General features: G+C 55.8%; 18 protein-coding genes and 2 pseudogenes. 2 read left to right on the top strand and 18 right to left on the bottom strand.

Going from position 1 to position 17,917, the window contains the following annotated elements; all coding sequences use genetic code 11:
* The 4 genes from ALO80_RS04980 to ALO80_RS04995 form a co-directional block, all read right to left on the bottom strand.
* A partial coding sequence (locus tag ALO80_RS04980) for an ABC transporter permease (RefSeq protein ID WP_055008164.1) occupies positions 1-509 on the bottom strand: 509 nt, incomplete at its 3' end.
* A complete protein-coding gene (locus ALO80_RS04985; RefSeq protein WP_055008165.1) occupies positions 506-1,201 on the bottom strand; it encodes an ABC transporter permease in 696 nt (231 codons plus the stop codon). The genes ALO80_RS04985 and ALO80_RS04980, both read right to left, overlap by 4 nt.
* A 66-nt stretch (positions 1,202-1,267) precedes the next feature.
* Positions 1,268-2,032 carry an ABC transporter substrate-binding protein gene (locus tag ALO80_RS04990; RefSeq protein ID WP_054985145.1) on the bottom strand — a complete coding sequence of 255 codons (765 nt, stop codon included), beginning with the start codon at positions 2,030-2,032 and terminating at the stop codon, positions 1,268-1,270.
* Between the two features lie 13 nt (positions 2,033-2,045).
* Complete coding sequence (locus ALO80_RS04995; protein WP_054985144.1) at positions 2,046-2,819, bottom strand: ABC transporter ATP-binding protein; 774 nt, start codon at positions 2,817-2,819, stop codon at positions 2,046-2,048.
* A 151-nt stretch (positions 2,820-2,970) separates the two neighbouring features.
* Between ALO80_RS04995 and ALO80_RS31365 the strand changes: the two genes are divergently transcribed.
* Entirely contained in the window at positions 2,971-3,135 is a 165-nt protein-coding gene (locus ALO80_RS31365; RefSeq protein WP_162491662.1) for a hypothetical protein, read from the top strand.
* Between the two features lie 208 nt (positions 3,136-3,343).
* On the top strand, positions 3,344-4,735 hold the full coding sequence (gene gabP / locus ALO80_RS05000) for a GABA permease (RefSeq protein WP_055008166.1): 1,392 nt from the start codon (positions 3,344-3,346) through the stop codon (positions 4,733-4,735).
* Positions 4,736-4,777: 42 nt separating this feature from the next.
* Here the strand turns inward: gabP and ALO80_RS05005 are convergent, their stop codons facing one another.
* From ALO80_RS05005 to ALO80_RS05070, 14 genes and pseudogenes are all read right to left on the bottom strand, one after another.
* Complete coding sequence (locus ALO80_RS05005; protein ID WP_055008167.1) at positions 4,778-5,263, bottom strand: hypothetical protein; 486 nt, start codon at positions 5,261-5,263, stop codon at positions 4,778-4,780.
* Positions 5,264-5,387: 124 nt separating this feature from the next.
* Positions 5,388-6,530: pseudogene (locus ALO80_RS31730) on the bottom strand (T3SS effector HopA1 family protein).
* A gap of 27 nt (positions 6,531-6,557) precedes the next feature.
* Positions 6,558-6,953, bottom strand: coding sequence for a type III secretion system chaperone (locus tag ALO80_RS05020; RefSeq protein WP_162491663.1), 396 nt, complete (start codon positions 6,951-6,953; stop codon positions 6,558-6,560).
* Positions 6,954-7,110: 157 nt separating this feature from the next.
* Entirely contained in the window at positions 7,111-7,617 is a 507-nt protein-coding gene (locus ALO80_RS32435; RefSeq protein ID WP_244391644.1) for a methyl-accepting chemotaxis protein, read from the bottom strand.
* A gap of 63 nt (positions 7,618-7,680) precedes the next feature.
* Positions 7,681-8,457, bottom strand: a pseudogene (locus tag ALO80_RS32440) (PAS domain-containing protein); the annotation flags it as partial.
* 309 nt (positions 8,458-8,766) lie between these two features.
* On the bottom strand, positions 8,767-9,045 hold the full coding sequence (locus ALO80_RS05030; protein WP_054985136.1) for a hypothetical protein: 279 nt from the start codon (positions 9,043-9,045) through the stop codon (positions 8,767-8,769).
* Between the two features lie 193 nt (positions 9,046-9,238).
* Complete coding sequence (locus ALO80_RS05035; protein ID WP_055008171.1) at positions 9,239-10,393, bottom strand: Fic family protein; 1,155 nt, start codon at positions 10,391-10,393, stop codon at positions 9,239-9,241.
* 616 nt (positions 10,394-11,009) lie between these two features.
* Positions 11,010-13,487 (bottom strand): AAA family ATPase, encoded by a 2,478-nt coding sequence (locus ALO80_RS05040; protein ID WP_235812446.1) that lies wholly within the window; start codon positions 13,485-13,487, stop codon positions 11,010-11,012.
* Positions 13,488-13,898: 411 nt separating this feature from the next.
* Entirely contained in the window at positions 13,899-14,105 is a 207-nt protein-coding gene (locus ALO80_RS05045) for a hypothetical protein (protein WP_055008173.1), read from the bottom strand.
* Positions 14,106-14,157: 52 nt separating this feature from the next.
* The gene (locus tag ALO80_RS05050; protein ID WP_083493150.1) at positions 14,158-15,399 is read right to left on the bottom strand and encodes a phage major capsid protein; all 1,242 of its coding nucleotides are present in this window, start codon (positions 15,397-15,399) and stop codon (positions 14,158-14,160) included.
* A gap of 140 nt (positions 15,400-15,539) precedes the next feature.
* Complete coding sequence (locus ALO80_RS05055; protein ID WP_044322229.1) at positions 15,540-15,776, bottom strand: MerR family transcriptional regulator; 237 nt, start codon at positions 15,774-15,776, stop codon at positions 15,540-15,542.
* 85 nt (positions 15,777-15,861) lie between these two features.
* Positions 15,862-16,254, bottom strand: coding sequence for an HNH endonuclease (locus ALO80_RS05060; protein ID WP_017277746.1), 393 nt, complete (start codon positions 16,252-16,254; stop codon positions 15,862-15,864).
* Positions 16,254-16,454 (bottom strand): hypothetical protein, encoded by a 201-nt coding sequence (locus tag ALO80_RS05065; RefSeq protein ID WP_055008175.1) that lies wholly within the window; start codon positions 16,452-16,454, stop codon positions 16,254-16,256. The genes ALO80_RS05060 and ALO80_RS05065 overlap by 1 nt, the downstream gene beginning before the upstream one ends.
* 91 nt (positions 16,455-16,545) lie before the next feature.
* A complete protein-coding gene (locus tag ALO80_RS05070) occupies positions 16,546-17,745 on the bottom strand; it encodes a tyrosine-type recombinase/integrase (protein ID WP_055008176.1) in 1,200 nt (399 codons plus the stop codon).
* Between the last annotated feature and the right edge of the window lie 172 nt (positions 17,746-17,917).

Consider the following 17,917-nt stretch of genomic DNA (forward strand, 5'->3'; position numbering starts at 1 on the left):
GCCAGCGCGCTGGCCTTGAGCATCAGGATGACTTCGTTGCTGTAGGCAGGCAGGCCGATGCGTGCTGCGCGTGGCAGGACGATGTAGAACAGCGCCTTCCATTTCGACATGCCCAGCGCCCGTGCCGCCTCGACTTCGCCTGCCGGGACCGCCTGAATCGCGCCGCGCAGGATTTCTGCAATGTAGGCGGCAGTGTGCAGGGTCATGGTGACGACCGCACACCAGAACGGGTCGCGCAGGTATGGCCACAGTGGCCCCTGACGCACGGCATCGAACTGGGCCAGCCCGTAATAGACCAGAAACAGTTGCACCAGCAGAGGCGTGCCGCGAAAGAAAAAGATGTAGGCGTAGGGCAGGGCGCGCACCGGCCAGTGCCGCGATGCGCGGGCGATGCCCATCGGGATGGCGAGGATCAGCCCGGCAATGACGACAATGGCCACCAGTTCCAGCGTCAGGGTCGCGCCCTGTGCCAGGCGTGGCAGCCACTTTATGATGACTTCCCAGTTCATGACGCGCTCCTCAGAAAGCCGCGGCTGGCGCGTTTTTCGAGGAAATACATGCCGATCATGGCCAGCACGGTCAGGCCCAGGTACATGATGGCCGCGACCATGTAGAACGTGAAGGCCTGTTTGGTGAAGCTGACGGCGATTTGCGCATGGCGCATGATTTCTTCCAGGCCGATCACCGAGACCAGCGCGGTGTCTTTCATGAGGATCATGAACAGGTTGCCCAGGCCGGGCAGAGCGATGCGCCACATTTGCGGCAGAACCAGCTTGAAGAGGATGCGCGAGCGCGACATGCCCAGCGCCAGTCCGGCTTCACGGTGGCCTTTGGGAATGGCGAGAATTGCCCCGCGAAACACTTCGGTGGCGTACGCGCCGAAGCACAAGCCCAAAGCGATAACCCCGGCAGAGAAAGCGCTCAATGCCAGATTGGGGATGCCGAACAGCTCGCCCAGCGCACGCATGCCGTTGACGGTGCCGAAGTAGATCAGCAACACCCAGAGCAGCTCGGGGATGCCGCGTACCAGCGTCGAGTAGGTGCTGCCCAGCCATTGCAGTGGCTTGTAGGGCGAAGTTTTGGCCAGAGCACCGAGCAGTCCGAGCATTAGTCCCAGGCACAGGGCCGAGAGTGCAAGCTGAACCGTCATCAGCGCGCCAGCCGCAAGGGCCGGGCCGAATCCGTGGAGATCAATGTTCATGGGCAGGCTTTGTCAGGACGGGTCGCCGCGCTTCAACCGCAAGCAGCGGCGACACTGTCGGGTGAATCAGAGAATGCTGAAAGGGAAATACTTGTCGTTGATCTTTTTGTAGGTGCCGTCAGCGATGATTTCTTTCAGGGCTGCATTCAGGCGCTCGCGCAACGGGTCGTCGCCTTTGCGCACAGCGATGCCGATCTTGTCATTCTCTACAACGGGCTCGCCCTTGAACTCGAAGTTCTGGCCAGCTTCGCTTTTCAACCATTCATAGCTGACGTACTTGTCCGCCAGCATGACGTCGACGCGACCGGATAACAGGTCCAGAAAGGCGTTTTCCTGAGTGTCGTAGAGTTTGGCGTCCAGGATATCGAGCTTGTCTTCCAGCCAGGTAGCCGCCAGGGTCGAGCGCTGCGCGCCCACCGACTTGCCCGCCAGGCTTTCTTTGGCCTTGTCGATCGAAGACACATCGATGGAGGACGTTTTCGGTGCCAGAAATTGCAGTTTGTTCGAATAGTACGGATCGGTGAAATCGACCACCTGCTTGCGCTCTTCGGTGATCGACAACGACGAGATCAGGAAGTCGAACTTCTGGGCGTTGAGCGCCGGGATGATGCCGTCCCAGTCGGAGGTCACTACTTCGCACTCGACTTTCATCTTGGCGCACAGGGCGTCGCCGATCTCGCGATCAAAGCCGACTACCTGTCCGCTGGCATCCTTGTTGTTGAACGGAGGGTAAGCCCCTTCGATGCCCATTTTCAGTTTTTCGGCAAAGGCACTGCTGCTGAACGCCAGTGTGGCCGCGGCGATCAGTAAGATCTTTTTAAACGACTGCATGGGTGTTGCTCCGTTAGCGGTGACTCGACATGAATTGTTTGCAGCGTGCCGACAGCGGGTTTTCGAACACTTGCTGCGGTGTGCCCTGTTCTTCGACCATTCCCTGATGCAAAAACACCACTTCACTTGATACCTGACGCGCAAAATTCATTTCGTGAGTCACCAGCAGCATGGTCCGGCCTTCCTCGGCCAGCGCGCGGATGACCCCCAGCACCTCCTGAACCATCTCTGGATCGAGTGCCGAAGTGGGCTCGTCGAACAGGATAACCCTGGGCTGCATGGCCAGCGTGCGTGCAATGGCAGCGCGCTGCTGCTGGCCGCCGGAAAGCTGCGCCGGGTAGGCATGACGCTTGTCGGCGATACCTACTTTTGCCAGCAGCTCTTCAGCCACTTCGATGGCTTCGGCCTTGCTCTGACCCAGGACACGACGCGGGGCTTCGATGATGTTATCGAGCACGCTCATGTGCGGCCACAGGTTGAAGTTCTGGAACACGAAACCGATCTGGCTGCGCAGTCTATTGATCTGCCGGTTATCGGCGGCGATCAGTTGACCGTTGCGCGCAGCCTTGAGTTTCAGTTCTTCGCCGGCCACCAGAATCTGCCCCTGATGCGGGTTTTCCAACAGGTTGATGCAGCGCAGCAGTGTGGACTTGCCGGAACCTGATGAGCCAAGGATGGAGATGACGTCACCGTCGCGTGCGGTCAGCGAGATGCCTTTGAGCACCTCAAGCTGATCGTAGCGTTTGTGCAGGTTGCGGATTTCCAGGGCGGGCGTGGCCTCAGCCATGTGGGGTCCTCATCGAAGTGTGTGCTCTTGCTGCTGGCGAACGCCAAGCTAGCACAGCGTTTGAAGGACAACCATCAGCGTTGCAGGCTGAATTTGACGGCCCTCGCCGGGTTGTCGCATCGCAACAGCAGCCTGTCGCTGGAAAGCAGGCATGATGCCTGTTTCAGGCAGGCGTGCGCGAAAAAGGCGCGATGTTGCCAGCTTTGGCCGGGTGTTGGAAGCAGCTTTTGCCGAGCGGCAGCCTGTTGTACGCACCATCTTTGAGCTGATCGGCGGCTTGAGTGTCTTTTTGGTGCGCGCGTGTAGACGATTCTGAGGCGTTCGGTAACAAATCCTACAGATCACGCAGACAGATCGCTCTTCTCCACGCCCCGGTGGTCAAGCCGCACACCGTGTATTCTCTGCGCGACGTCGTTTTTGAAATATTTTGGCGTAATTCTTGCGTCAAAAATAAAGAACGGCACCGTAGGTTTCTCTTTACGTAACGCTCCGGTGTGTCTCGCTCGTCTTGCACAGGTGGTTTTATGAGCAGTACCGCTAACTCTTCCGAGCTCGAACAAGGGCTGAAACCTCGACACATTACGATGCTGTCGATTGCTGGCGTGATTGGCGCAGGATTGTTCGTCGGCTCCGGCCACGCGATTGCCGAAGCTGGCCCTGCCGTGCTGCTGGCTTACGCCGCTGCAGGTACGCTGGTTGTGCTGGTGATGCGCATGCTGGCCGAAATGGCCGTGGCCTCGCCTGACACCGGGTCGTTTTCGACCTACGCCGACCGTGCCATCGGTCACTGGGCCGGGTTCACCATCGGCTGGTTGTACTGGTGGTTCTGGGTGTTGGTGATTCCGCTGGAAGCCAACGCTGCCGCGACCATTCTGCATGCCTGGTTCCCGAACATCGCGATCTGGATGTTCACGCTGGTCATCACATTGCTGCTGACTGCGACCAATCTGTTCAGCGTGAAGAACTATGGGGAATTCGAGTTCTGGTTCGCGCTGATCAAGGTAGTGGCAATCATCGCTTTCGTAGTGCTGGGTGTGGCGGCGATCTTCGGCCTGCTGCCGACCAGTAACGTCAGCGGCGTCAGCCATCTGTTCGACACCGGGGGCTTCCTGCCCAATGGCATGGGTGCGGTGCTGGCGGCGATGCTGACCACCATGTTCTCGTTCATGGGCACCGAAATCGTGACCATTGCCGCGGCCGAGTCCAAGAACCCCGGCAAGCAGATCACCAAGGCCACCAATTCGGTGATCTGGCGGATCTTCCTGTTCTATCTGGTTTCGATCTTCATCGTTGTGTCGCTGGTGCCGTGGAATGATCCGCGCTTGGCCGAGGTAGGTTCATATCAGACCGTGCTCGATGCGATGGGCATTCCGAACGCCAAGCTGATCGTCGATCTGGTGGTGTTGGTGGCAGTGACCAGTTGCCTGAACTCGGCGCTGTATACCGCTTCGCGCATGCTGTTCTCGCTGGGCAAGCGCGGCGATGCCCCGGCGGTATCAAGGCGCACCAGCAAAGGCGGCACGCCTCACTGGGCGGTGATCATGTCGACGGCGGCAGCGTTCCTGACCGTGTTCGCCAACTACATCGCACCTGCGGCTGTGTTCGACTTCCTGCTTGCCAGCTCCGGTGCCATCGCCCTGCTGGTGTACCTCGTGATCGCCGTGTCCCAGCTACGTATGCGCCAGAAGCGCATCGCTGCGGGCGAGGCCATCGACTTCAAGATGTGGCTGTTCCCATGGCTGACCTGGGCGGTCATCGCGTTCATCGTGGCGGTGCTGACGATCATGCTGCTGCAGGAAGACCATCGCATCGAAATCATCGCCACCGGCGTGCTCAGTCTGTTGGTGATCGGCGCCGGCCTGCTTGTTTCACGTCGCCGTAAAGCCGGGCGTGTGGGGGCTGCTGCGCTGGGTTGATCTGGCTACCGTGCCGATGCCTGGCATCGGCACGGTCCTCCGTCAGCGTGCCGCCCTGGTATCTCTCTTCATCAGCAGGTCGGAGGCCAGGGTGTAATCCTTCTGGAAGGCAGGGCTTTCGATCCATTCGATTGCCGTGTCTTCATCCTCATCGTGATACATGGCGCGGTACACAATTAGCAGACCCATCATGAAGTCCGTGGCGGGATCTTCTTCCTCTTCGGAAACGACCAGTGCCAGCACCGGGTATTGCAGAAAGACCACACACAGCGCGAGCTGGCTAATGGCTTCTGCTGCTTTCATGGCGGTGAAAAGATCGTCGTAGTCAGCCGGATCGAAGCCGTTCTCGACAATGTCACCGAAGTCGAAGGTATTCAGATCGAGTTCGACATCATCAAACGGCTGATTGACCAGCGCCGAGGCAAACACCGGATGAACCAGGCTGGTTGCGGCCTTGCCCGAGCGGTTTTGTTTGGCCTTGATCTTTGCGCGCTTGGCACGTTTTTGCTGCTTGTCTGGCGAGGCCATGAACGGTCCTTTGGCTGGCGTGAGGTGCAATGGCCGCTATTGAAGCGCAGACGTGGTAAATAACCAAGGTTTTGCTGGTTTGACTCGCATCTGCAAATAACCGCGCTCACGCCAGACGCCGCGCTCATTTGGCGTTTCGAAGGGCCGGGTTGTCCGGGTCATAACCATTGGCTGCCAGCGATAACTTCAATCGGGCGAGGAATGGCAGTCCATCCATTTGCAAGGCGTCACTGATAACTTCTGCCCGCGACATTCCATGACCTCTGACGTCTCCGAGGATGCTTTCTGCATAAGACAGGCCTGTGCTCAGGGATTGCATGCTCATAGGGGTGTGCTCAATGAACGCCTCTGGAGGTATGCCGCTCATCTGTTTGAGTTTGTTACCCAGCTTTTCCGCTTTTGCGAGGTCGCCGTTGATATACAAAACGGCTGAATCCGTCATTTGGCCATGACAGGCAGGGCCTATGACTTTACCTTGTGTGATTGCACTTTCCTTCTCGATCAGTGCAGCCATGGCGCGCGTCAGCTGTGTTGCGTATTCGGGCTGTACGCCGATGGTCAATCGCCCTTGATGCTTACCTTCGCGGCGTTCATGTCTGGGGGTAATTCGATAGAAAAACGTTTTTGCGTTCGGGCTCTCTGCAATGTACTTGTCCAGGTTGCGGTCCTTTTTATTCGCCACTTTGTCATGATCCTGGCTGCGCACCTAAATGCCGTGTTTGCCGTTCAGTGCCTTTAGCGTTTGCAGGAACTCTTCTTGCTGCTCCTCGCTCATGGGACGAGAGTGAGGGGCATCATTTTTATAGATTTTGTAGATGTCCATCCGAGACGGGTTGGGCAGCTTTTCCGCCTGCCTGGCCCACTCATGAAAGCTGTCAAAAGTATTTTGCGCTGCCTGTCTGGCCGTGGGTTTGATGGCTGTTGCGGCTGAGCTGCTTTCGCCCCGCTCAAGGTTGTCAAAGCGTCTATCCGGCACAGGGCTCTGGTGCAAGGCAGTACGTGTCGATGCGGCTTTCTCGTTGAGTACCTGGGCAATCTGCGCGCGCTGACTGCTGCCGCCTACCAGCTGAGAGACCCCTTTGAAAAAGCTTTTCGCTCTGGATTGTTGTTCGGGGCGAAGGACCGCGATCGTTCCGTCATCGGCTGCTTGAATCTCGTATCTTTTGCCGTCGACCTCAAGTTGACCATTGGCTTTGAGCGCCGGAATATCAAGGTTCGACTGTCTGAGCTCGTGCACACTGGAGAAGCGTGACTGAATGGGGTTCATAGGTTGATTCTCACGAAAAGGAAGCGCTTATTGACTGGCTTCGCGCCAGCTCCTCATCCACTCCAGCAGACTCGCAATTTCACGCTTTAGCGTCGGGACGCCGAGTTTTTCTCGAGGGATGCTTTGATACGCGTGATAAAGGCCGCTTTTCTCGTCCAGACCAAGACCGGGCCCTGCATTGAGTAACGGATTGAGCGCTCCAGCCAGAAGACGCTGCTGAGGTATGTCTTCGGGCGTCTCAAGCAAGCCGATCAACAGCAGGCGTTCGCGCGCGTGATCGCATAACAGCGTTAGCGCAAATGTGTTGTCGATGATCATGTTGCACCCCCCGTGATCATCAAATGCCAGCGGTTGCATGTCGAGGGATCGGGACAAGTCATCAAGCAGGGTCTTGTAGAAAAGGTTACTCATCGGCCTGCTCATCAACGGAAGTTCATCAATGAGTGGAGCGTCTGCTCAAGGCGGTTCCATGCGTGCACTGAAAAATGCTCAAGCGTTTCAGTACCGAACAGTCGACACAAAGCGGGGCAATAAAAAACCCGCAGGACGCGGGTTTGGGTTGGTGCGTGTTATGCCGTCGTCATCGTTTGCCTGGTTTGGCAAAGGCTTCGGCTTCGTCCATGCGGGTGGCAAACATGTTCACGGCCTCGACCGCGTCGCTCGCGCCGTCGCGGATCTGGACGATGACCTGTCCGGCCTGATCGGCCAGGATTACACCGCGGATGGCACCTTCCTGAGTAGCGTCCATGCTCGCCACCGCTTCGCGTGTTTCGGCCAGGATCTTGCCGATCATTTCGGCAATCTCGGTGGTAGAGCCACTGGTGCGTCCCGCCAGTTGCCGAACCTCGTCGGCAACCACCGCAAAGCCGCGGCCTTGATCGCCCGCGCGTGCCGCTTCAATCGCAGCATTGAGGGCCAGCAGGTTGGTCTGGTCGGCAATGCCGCGAATGGTGTTGACGATGGCGGTGATCTGCTCGGAGCGGTCTCCCAACTGACTCACCAGCTTCGCCGACGCGCCGATATTTTCGGCAATCTGGCGCATTTCCCGAGCGGTTTCCTGAATGACCAGGGTTCCCTGCTCGGCCACTTTTTCGGTCTCTGCCGAAATGTGATAAGCGCGCGAAGCGCCATGCGCATCCGCTTCCTGCTTCTCGACACGGTGGGTGATGTCGCTGGCGAACTTGACGATCTTGTAGAGCTTGCCGTCGACGTCGAAAACCGGGTTATACGTGGCTTCCAGCCAGACAACCCGGCCATGTTTGCCCAGGCGCTTGAACTGATCGCCGATGAACTCGCCCTGATTCAGCTTGCGCCAGAATTCGGAGTATTCGGTGCTGTTGACCAGCGCCGGTTCGCAGAACGTTCTGTGATGTTTGCCTTTGATCTCGTTCAGCGCATAACCCATGACGTTCAGGAAGTTGCTGTTGGCAGTGATGACATTGCCATTGGGCTCGAATTCGCAAATTGCCATGGCCCTGTCTACCGCCGCCAGCTTGCTGGTGGTCTCGTTCTCCAGCATCACGCGTGCGGTAACGTCCAGGGCGTACTTGACCACCTTGAAGACGTTGCCCTGCGTGTCGGTCACCGGGTTGTAGCTGGCCTCAAGCCAGACACTGTGGCCATTCTTGCCGACGCGCTTAAAGGTGCCGGAGATGAATTTCCCGGCCTTCAAGGACGCCCAGAGATCGGCATACTCGCGACTGCGCAGTACCTCCGGTTCGCAGAAGTCGCGGTGCGTCTTGCTTGCCAGCTCGTCCGCCCGGTAGCCCATCGCCGCGAGAAAGTTATCGTTGGCCCTGAGAATCTTTCCGTCGAGACCCAGCTCGACCACCGCCATCGATTTTTCCAGCGCGCTTGTCAGTCCTTTGAGTCCATCGACCTCGGCCTTCATGGCTGTCAGTTCAGCTTTGTTCTTGTTTCCGAACATAACCTGCCCCTTGGTGTATTTGTGGACTTACTGTAGTTAGAGTATCGACTCGAAACGCTGTGGCATGAATGCGCTTCGCAATAATCCGAAAAATAAATCAAGCAGTTTTTTGACGTCAGGAAAGTTGCGTTTTTTCTGCCAAAAAACACGCGGCACTTGAGTATCGTGGTTGCGCGAAAGTGCTTTGCCCGCCAAATCCCGGACAAAGAAAAGCCCGCGATGGGGGAGCGGGCTTAAGGATTCACACTTGGGAGCAGCTCCACAATGACGCGGCCGCTGTGAAAACTTTGTGAAGAGCGTTCACTGTGTTCACTTTTTTTCTGGCTGAATGGTGTTGGTCACTTCGGACGTCGGCACGAAGGTCTTCGACTCTTCGGCAGCCGCTTCCTTGGACGCAGCTTTGTCCTTGGCCGCCTCGGTGTTCTCTTTCGCCGCCTCGTTCACTTTTTCCTGGGCAGATTCCATTTTGTCTTGGGATTTCTCCTGATGAGCCTGAGCGTCCTGTGCTTTCTGTTCGGACTTGCTGTCGCAGGCAGCCAGACCCAGCGTGGCGGCGATGATGAGGGCGGAGGCAGTAAGTTTGAGCACGGAATTTTCCTTGTGGAAGCAAATGTATGGCTTCGAGGGTGGCCAGGGAAAATTAGTTCAATGGGATGAGCGTGCTCATGGGGCGCTCTCGTCCGCGCTTCTGCGTCAGCGCTATGGTTTGTGGTGGCTATGAATTTTCCAGTCTCAAACGCACGGAAAGGCTAATTTCGCTCGTGCGGCCTTCAACCCATGATCAAGGCTTTTCAAGTGGTTCAGGTATGAACCCCTGATCCCTGAGAGACTTGATGACTCCTCGAATCAGATAGTTGTTTGAAAAACCGATGGTGTACTGTCTGGCACCCGCACTGAGGGGCAAAAGCATTCCTTGATCCACTAGCTTTCTAATCAGGTAAGTTCGTTGATTGCTTGACTGTCGAGGCAGCACTTTTGCTACATCTGCAGACTTTACGATCTTCAGCTTGATTGCGGCAGACAGCACTGACTCTTCTGTTTCTGTGATCCATTCTCGTTCACGTGCGAACGCCACAGCCGGGACAAGGATGCATTTGGTCAGATAGGCATAGTCTGTGAGGCGGTCGACTTTCTCAACCTCATCACGAATACCTTGCAGTACGTATGTGCACCACTCCTCAAGCCCTTCTTTTGTTCCTTTGTCGGCCTTGGCAAGCATGGCGTAATAACGCTCACGATCATTGCAGAACGCGGCCGTAGGATTCAGGACGCGCCCGCCTGTGCTGACGTTGAAGCCGTACTTTATCAAGAGTGCGTAGGTAAGCAGTCTGACCACGCGACCATTGCCGTTGCCAAATGGATGTATCCATCCAAATCTGTGGTGGGCCAACGCTACCTTCATGAGATCGTATTTTGGAGAGTCTTCGCGATTCACGAAGTCGACAAGCTCCTGCATATAAGCCTGAACCTGAATGAAATCGGGCGGCAGGTGGTCAGATTGGGATATCTGGACACCTCCATTGCGGTAAGCGCCAGGCGTTCTGTCGCCTTCGCGTACCAAATCATCGACCGTCATCGCGTGTAGCTCACGAATCGTTTGCTCGGTCAGCACAGCGCCCGGCGTCATGATCTGCTCAAGGTAATCCATTGCCCTTTCAATGTTGGCAACCTCGCGCAACTGGTCCGTTTCTCGTGCCTTGCCTCCTACCTTGCTGTCTATGTAGTCCGCCAAAGTGGTGTGGTTGCCTTCTATACGGGCAGACCCAAGGCTTTCCAGTGCGTGGAAAAGCGATTTGAGTTGGTAGAACACCTGCGGTGGTGTATCGCCTTCAAGCCTGAGGCGACGTAGATGCTCCAGTTCGCTCAGCACATCAACCAGATCTGAGTCGAAGGACGGATTCAAAAGCACAAGATCATGGTGAGTAAACGTAGGCATGCGAGAAATATCTCAGTAGTCTGAAATGTTATCTTGAAAAAAAGTCTGTTAGATGCCGTATTTAAAGGGCTTAGCATAGCATCCAGAAAAAATTATCTTGAATTCAGCTTTGCGCTAAGTGAAAAGGGAGAATGGTTAGTGGAATGTATCCTCGGTTGGTGGAGGCGGGCGCTTGACCGTGTGGTGAGAGGAGGTTTCCAGATCGAATGGGATCTGCCCACATAACTTTGGACTTACAAGGGGGAGGGCGTTTGGAAACCCCAGACAGCAAAAAGCCCGCACGAGGCGGGCTTTTTGTGTGTTTTCAGGTGTGCTTGGCATCACCTGAAAACGGAAGGTGGTGCCAGAGACGGAACCGAACCTATGGCTACGGCCCATGTGCCGTAGGGTGTGCCTGGTGTTATTTATTAATTTGCCCCCAAATCTGCCCCCAAAAATAAAAACACCTAAACCACTGACTGTAGATCCTCGGTTTTTTTTCAGATATGTGAGAGCAATTCTCATGCCTTCAAAGAAAACAGCGTGAATGACAGTGCCACACTCGTCGTTCATGCGGATTCACTCTTGATCTGCAGGTTTTTCGTGACTGGGTGCACCAGCAACAAAGCTAGGGATCCTATGCACCAGGCATGAACTCGGCGTAAATAAAAGCGATGAGGTTTCGTGCGGTATTTCTTTGGTCTTCTATGTTGTTGCTCTGCCAGATATGGTGAGTAGGGTTCAAAACCAATCGGAACTGATGTGCAGTGTTTAGTACGGTGCTGGATATTATTTTATTGTCATGAAGTCTATCAATGCGGTCTGAAAGGTTGATTTCAGTGATTTCGTGTTTAGCAATTTGCTGTGCGAACCTAAGGGATAGCTCTAGCTCGAAAAAAACACGTAAATCTCCAGGACTATGGATATCTGTTTCGCCTGATATGAAGTCAAAGATTTTCGCTCTACGCTTTTCGTGCTCTGTCGATATAAAAATTTCGACATCTGGAAGTGTAAGATCGGAGGATCGTTCAGTCTTGGTTATAGAGATTAGTTTGATTGGCAGTTGATTTCTATATACGTTGAGGAACGCAGCAACTCCGGATTCGAAATGACTTAAGATCAATATTTGTCGGACGCTCTTCGATAGCTCAACTATTTCCATGTGGGCTGAAGTCATCCTGTTGCTATCGAACGAGGTTATTGGGTCATCGAGAACTACAATGGAGTTTTTCAGTCTGCCAAACTCGCTCCCCATTACCCCTGCCCAAAATACTGAAAGCGCTAGGGCCCTTCTATCTGATTCGCTAAATACTTGTTCAAGGTTCCTTTCTGAGATGTCTTGGTCGCGATATTTAACTTTCAGATAAAATATCGGTGTGTGCCCTCTGTTGTCTTCTCCTTTCACCAGGTCAAAATCTTCACTGCCGAACTTTTTGAAATACTCGTTTATTTTCTTATAGTAATGACTGAGAAAGTCACTCTGTTCGGCAATCAATTCCAGATTTAGAGCGGGAATCTCGTCCGCCAGCTCCTTGTGTCTTGCCGACATAGACACATACTCGACGCATTGCGGTGCAAGCTGAATTCGTGAGATTTTGGTTTTTATTGATTTCCCCTGATCGGCAATCTCCGTCATTTTGCGTTCAAGGTCCGCGATATTGACCGTCGCCTTGAATTGCTCAATGGCCGAATTCGCGTACTCAACGAAGCTGTCATAGTTACTGCACAGCATGGTGAGATTTTGTTCAATTTGGATCAGGCCAAAATCATCCGCGGGAGGGCATGGCAGGTTTGGTGTCTCTTTTTTTCTTTCGACAGCGATAGCTAATGATTGTATGAACTCTGGCCAGTGTAGATCCCATTCTTTTATAGCGTCGACTATGTCGGCTTCAACACTTTCGAGGAACTTTACTGTAGTCGAGAAATACTCTGAATCGTCTAGCTCTGGATAGCTGGCGAGTGGTTCCTTGTTGCGCGTTATTAGTGATGACAGTTGTGTGATGCGTGGCTTGTTAATTGCAATAAAACTAGCCTCTAAGGCGTCGTTGATTCTCTTGGAATTCGTTTCAAAAGAGGTGTCGAAGCTTTCTTCATAGATATTGATAAGGTCCATCGCATCAAGCGATAAATGCTGCCCGCAGAAGAGGCAGTCGTCACCTTTACGATAATATAATCCCTGTCTTATCCAAGCTTCTGCGCCCCTTTCACCTTGGAAAGTGGTTGCTATGTGATCTGCAACAGCTTTTCGGGCCGCTTCCTGATGCGCTTTCATGGACTCTTTCAGAGTCGTGTTAATTGCGCGAAATTCGTGACTGAAATCTGTTGTCCAGTTCGTGGTTGCTAGTGTCTTTCGAACACTGATTTTCTGAATGCTTCCTCGTTGTTTTCTTAGGCTGTCATATTCAGTGCGCAGACTCGCGACTGTCTCCTCTAGGGTCTCAATGGGTTCTAATATTTCGAGTGCTAAAAAAGTCGGAAGGTCACTTATCTCCTGAAATGCATGGGAGGTTATTTTTGCGATATCACGTGCTAGTTCATTTTTTATCTTGTTCTTTTCGGTGATGGTTTTAGTTTTAGATACGCCCTGCTCACCTAATACAAACGAGCTAAATGCTTCTTTTGTTGCCCGTGTGAACTGGCGCGAGGAAAATAAATTTTTGTGGTAAAACCCATCATCAAAAACATGGAGGCTCAGTTCCGCAGGAAAGTTTTTGCTCCATTCCCCGTTAGCGTACCTGACTGTCGTTTCGGTTTGCCCTTCTGCTGCGAAGCTCAGTTCGATTGTTTGAGGCGTGGAGTCCGAGGGTATGGTTCGCCTCGCCTTTATGCTTGAGGTATCAGAAGATCGTAGGCTGGAGAATATGTCGCCTAAGGTAGATTTTCCGTAAGTATTTAGGCCATACACGAACGTGATTGGCCCAAATTCGATCCTCGCAGGTGCGCATGCCCGAAACCGGCCTACATTTTGAATCGACTTAATTCGTTTTAACATGCCGAGCTTCCGTTCTCTTGTAAGGCTGAAAGCGCTCACTATGCGCATTTCTAGTCTTTCTCCGCAATCCTTTGCCTTCAGAATCCACCAAGCCGAATAATCGCTTCGAGCCCAGCGACCCACAGCTTTCAATCCCGAGCCTGTTTATCTCAGCATCTGTGCGCGGCTCATGGACATACGGCATCAGGCTGTGAGATGCGTCTGGGCCGTCAGGATCCTCTGCGGGCACATCGTTCACGAGCGCGGTAGGAGCTCTATCGGGGTGCTAACCGGCATTTCCCGGCATGCGCTCAGTGACAGGACACATGGCCTTACGCTCACGCGAGGTGTTAACAAGCGCACAGTTGAATAAAAGAAGAATAACCAATTGATTTTCAAGGCTTCCAGTAAGGCTAACGCGCTGGAGCTTTAACAAAAAAAGGTGAGAGGGGAAAATCTCTACGTCCGGTCGGGGGCGGGGGCCGGTACACAGGCCTGTATGGTTTCGCACCGGCCTGCCCCCAGTTTACGCTGTGAGGTCGAACCAGATCGATCCTAGTAGCCAGGGTCAATGGTCGGTGGGTTCGTGCGCAGCGCCTCGATAGCCTGCTGGTGACTCATACCCTGGGCAAGGAAGCCATCAATCTCTTTGCGGATACGATCACGGCAGGCAGCCTGATAGAGCAAGGCACGACTGTGTGCGATCTGGTTTAGCGCTTGCTGGATTGGCTTGGGTAGCGTTTCAGGTTTGGTGGAGCTCATGTGTGCAGTCCTCATGGGACGGGCCGACGTATCGCCCCGGCCCAGCCAGTGACTAAGGGGCGGTTGGGGTCAGGGACACCAGGCGCATCGAGGATGGGGCATACACGGCGAGGCCTGCGCGCAGTTCAGCGAGGATCGTCACTAGGTTGCGGCGGAAGTTGTCGCCGTCCATCCGGCTTGCCTCAACCGTCACTTCCTGACGATCAAGCAGAGCGGTGGTGGTGGTGTCGAGGATCAGCGCTTTACCCTCGGGCATTCCCATGGTGACAACTACCGGCGTACCCCAAAGGCTCGGTGGTGCCGGGTCGCGAGGCGTGCCGATCACGTACTGTCCGTCACCCTCATTTGCGCGTTCGCTCTCGATGGCGAACCAATCGCGGGGGTTCATAACCACCACGTTTGGATTCCAGCCGGCGGCTTTCAGATCGGTCAGCGCCAAGCCGATGCGGTCAACAGGCTTACCAGTGGTTATGCCAGCTTCCGGGGCCTGGGCAACGAATCCAAGGATCTCACCCGGACCGCCGTCGCCGACCAGCAACTCAGCCTCCAGTTTCTGACGGACGCCAACGCTCATCAGCAGGCCGATCTGATCCTCGAGTTGGGTGTTGTCGTTCAGCACCTGGAGACTGGCCGGAATCCACGTCGCAATCGTGGCAATCTCGGCACGGTCCATTTTGGTGGGCAGTTGGCCCTCGGCTTTCTCGTCGCCTTCCTTGACCTGGTAAGCGGCGCCGCTCAGGTACCCGTCGAGCCGGACATACTCATATGTCGAGCCTTCAACCGGGACGATCGGGAGAACGTCTAGCAGGCTGAGGCGCGGTTGCGGAATACCTTGAATGCCCGGGGCGCGAACCGGCGCGGTCGGGTAACTGGTTGATCCGGTGGTGCCCTTGTTGGGGTTAGTCACCGCTGCGCGCAGGCCTGTCCCAACGCGCATTTTGCCGGTGGATTTCTGGCCCGCTCGAATCACCGAAATACCATCGGCTTCAATCACTGCGGCGCTGACGACATTGGTGTCCGGCTCGCTGCTACGTTGAGCTTTATTGAGACCGCCGGCGACTGCGCGTTGCTCGAGCTCAAGCATACGAGCCTGCAGTTCTGACTGCTTGTCAGTTTGAGCGGTGATGTGTTCGTTCTGCGCCTTCATCGCGGCAGCCATTTGGCCAATGTCTTGATCCATTTCGCTCATCTCTTGAGTGATGGTGGCGAGATGTTCATTTCCGCCAGCCGTGGGGTGGTGCGAGGCGAGAGCTGCTTTGAGCTTATGCCAGCGTTGATCGTGAGGGGTAGTCATGGGGTAATCCCATCTAGGTGTTATGGGAGCCGCCCCAGCGCAAGGCGTGAGGCGGTGGGCAATCCCCCAGCGCACGGCGTGAGTTCATGCCGACTACCTTATGCGCGCACACAAGCCCCAGTCTTCGGCGAAGTCCGACGTTATGCGGCGGTATTGGTCGCGAAGCTCACGATGTCGGCGACTTTGTAGAACCTGCGGTTGCCCCGGCGCACGAAGGGGATCGGAGCGTGCCCCTCGGCAGCGAGTCGGCGCAGGTAGCTCGGCGCGTAGCCCAGCAGTTCAGCCGTGGCCGGTTCCGGCACGAGCCCTCCGATCAGGGGCGTTACACCCGCGGCCGCCAGGCGGGCCGCGATCTCTTCTTCAACACTGCTTGTCATGCCTTGGCTCCTGAGCTGCCCGGTCGCAGCTCGGTCTGAACTTTTAATTTCGCGGGTGTAAAAAAACGACTGAGGGGACGGTCACTTAGCGAGAGGTCCCAGACTTTGGGACCGCCCCACGCCCAATGCGGCTTTCGGTCGCTGTCTTGGCCTTATGGCACGTCTCGCAGATCGATTGCAGGTTCTCGTCCGCATCACTGCCGCCCGCCGCCTTATTCACGATGTGATCGACGTCGCAGGCCTCAGTAACTCGCCCGTTGTGTGTACATATCCGGCAGAGATAATGGTCACGTCTAAGGACGCGATCGCGCTTCACTCGCCAGGCATGACCGTACCCTCGTTCAGTGGTGTTGCCAGCGTCCGGCCCGCGCCTGCTCCAGCCGGTGCGCAGGTGTGCGTGCTCGTCGCAGTACCGAGGGTTGCGCGTCAGTGTGTTGCAGCCCTGGGCGTTGCAAGGCTTCTGTGGTCTCTGCGGCATTACTTCAACTCCATCTCACGTGCGATCTGTTCAACATCGGTACCGCGATCAAGCGCACGTTGTGCGTCGCGGACCATCTGGGTGATGGCTTGGTCTTCAAGCCGCTGCGCCATGACCGAGGCTTTCCGAGCGATCATCTCGGCCAGCGTGACGGGGAATTGTTGGCGGGCCGGGCGGCTGTAATCTGTGCTGCTTTTCATTTCTACGTACTCCCTTGGGATGGATTCGTGTTCGGCCTGCGGCCCTTGTGTTTCTTGGCTTGCAGCCGTTTAACCATGCAAAAGATCCCGGCTATGTCCCACCATGAAGCTGTCGGAAACCCTGGCTGTCGAGGTGGTCATGCCAGGTCTCCAGCGCCTTACGCTTCATGCCCTCGGCGGTGGTGTGGATGTACGTCGCGTCCAGGTCTTTCATGGCGTGGTTGAGCAGCATCTCGCCCACCATGTAGTCGACGCCCAGATCGGCCCATCCGGTGCGGGCCACCTTGCGCAGGTCATGGCTCGACCACTCACCCTTGGCCAACTCTGCGAACAAGGTGCTGGCCTTGCTGGCACTCACCGGGGCGCCAGGACGACCGGGAAACACATGAGGGCCGGTGTAGCCATTGGCGTGCTGCTGATCGCGGTAGCGCTTTAGCAACGCGCAGGCTTGAGCTGTCAGGGGCAACGTGTGCTCGGCTTTGGTCTTGGTGTCTTCTTCCGGAATGAACCACAGCCCGGTGGTGAGGTTGATGTTCTTCCAGCGCGCCAGCCGCGTTTCGCCCAGTCGCGTGCCGTGACATAGCATCATCAGCGCCAGCATCGAGGCAGTGGGGGCGAGCTCATACTTCTCTGCCAGTTGAACCATGAGTGCGGGCAGATCGTCGCCACGCACTCGCGCTGGCTTGGGTCGGATGCGGGTCGCAATAAAGTCGGTGAACTTGAGCGTGGCCATCGGGTTGACCGGCAGCATCTTGAGGCGCAATGCCTGGCTGAATGCTACGGCCAGCACGCCATAGACCAGGCGCACGAACGAGGCCTTGTAACGCTCCTGCATCGGCCACATCAGCAGGCGATCCAGCGTCGGGCCGTTGAACGTGCACAGCTCGACCTCTTGCAGCCGAGGCACCAGGTGACAGCGCAGCGCAGATTCCGCACCCGCTTTGCGCTTGGCCGACAACGCCCGGTCACGCTTCATGCGCTCGGTGTACCAGCTCAGTACGTCGCCCACCGTGCGCCAACTGCTGGTGGTGGACACGGCGTCCGGATCGACGGCGCGTCGAGCGAGGATGGCGGGAAGCGTGGACTGCATCAGCTTGGCGTTGATGCCGGGATAGTTACCGGCCTTGCCCCATTTGCCGCGCACCACGACGTGCCATGCACCTTTGGCGCGATCTGATGTGGAGTAGCGAAACCGAAGCTCTGGGTAACGCGGGTCGCGCAGTTGGCGTGCGTTACCAGCGGCCTGTTTGCGAATCTCAGCATCGGTAACAGTGACGTGTAGCGTGTTCATGGTGCCGGCCTCTGAGAGGCATCCAGCTGTGGATGCACTGATGTGGTTTAACTTCCGCCAATGGCGGGAGTTGTTCCGATAAAATCCGTTCTCGTACCGATAAACTTGGTGCTACTCCGGCGGGATGCGCTCAAATCTGAGCGCATCCCGGCTAACGGCGCGGTAACGGTGC

The sequence above is a fragment of the Pseudomonas caricapapayae genome, from assembly GCF_001400735.1.
GTDB lineage: Bacteria > Pseudomonadota > Gammaproteobacteria > Pseudomonadales > Pseudomonadaceae > Aquipseudomonas > Aquipseudomonas caricapapayae.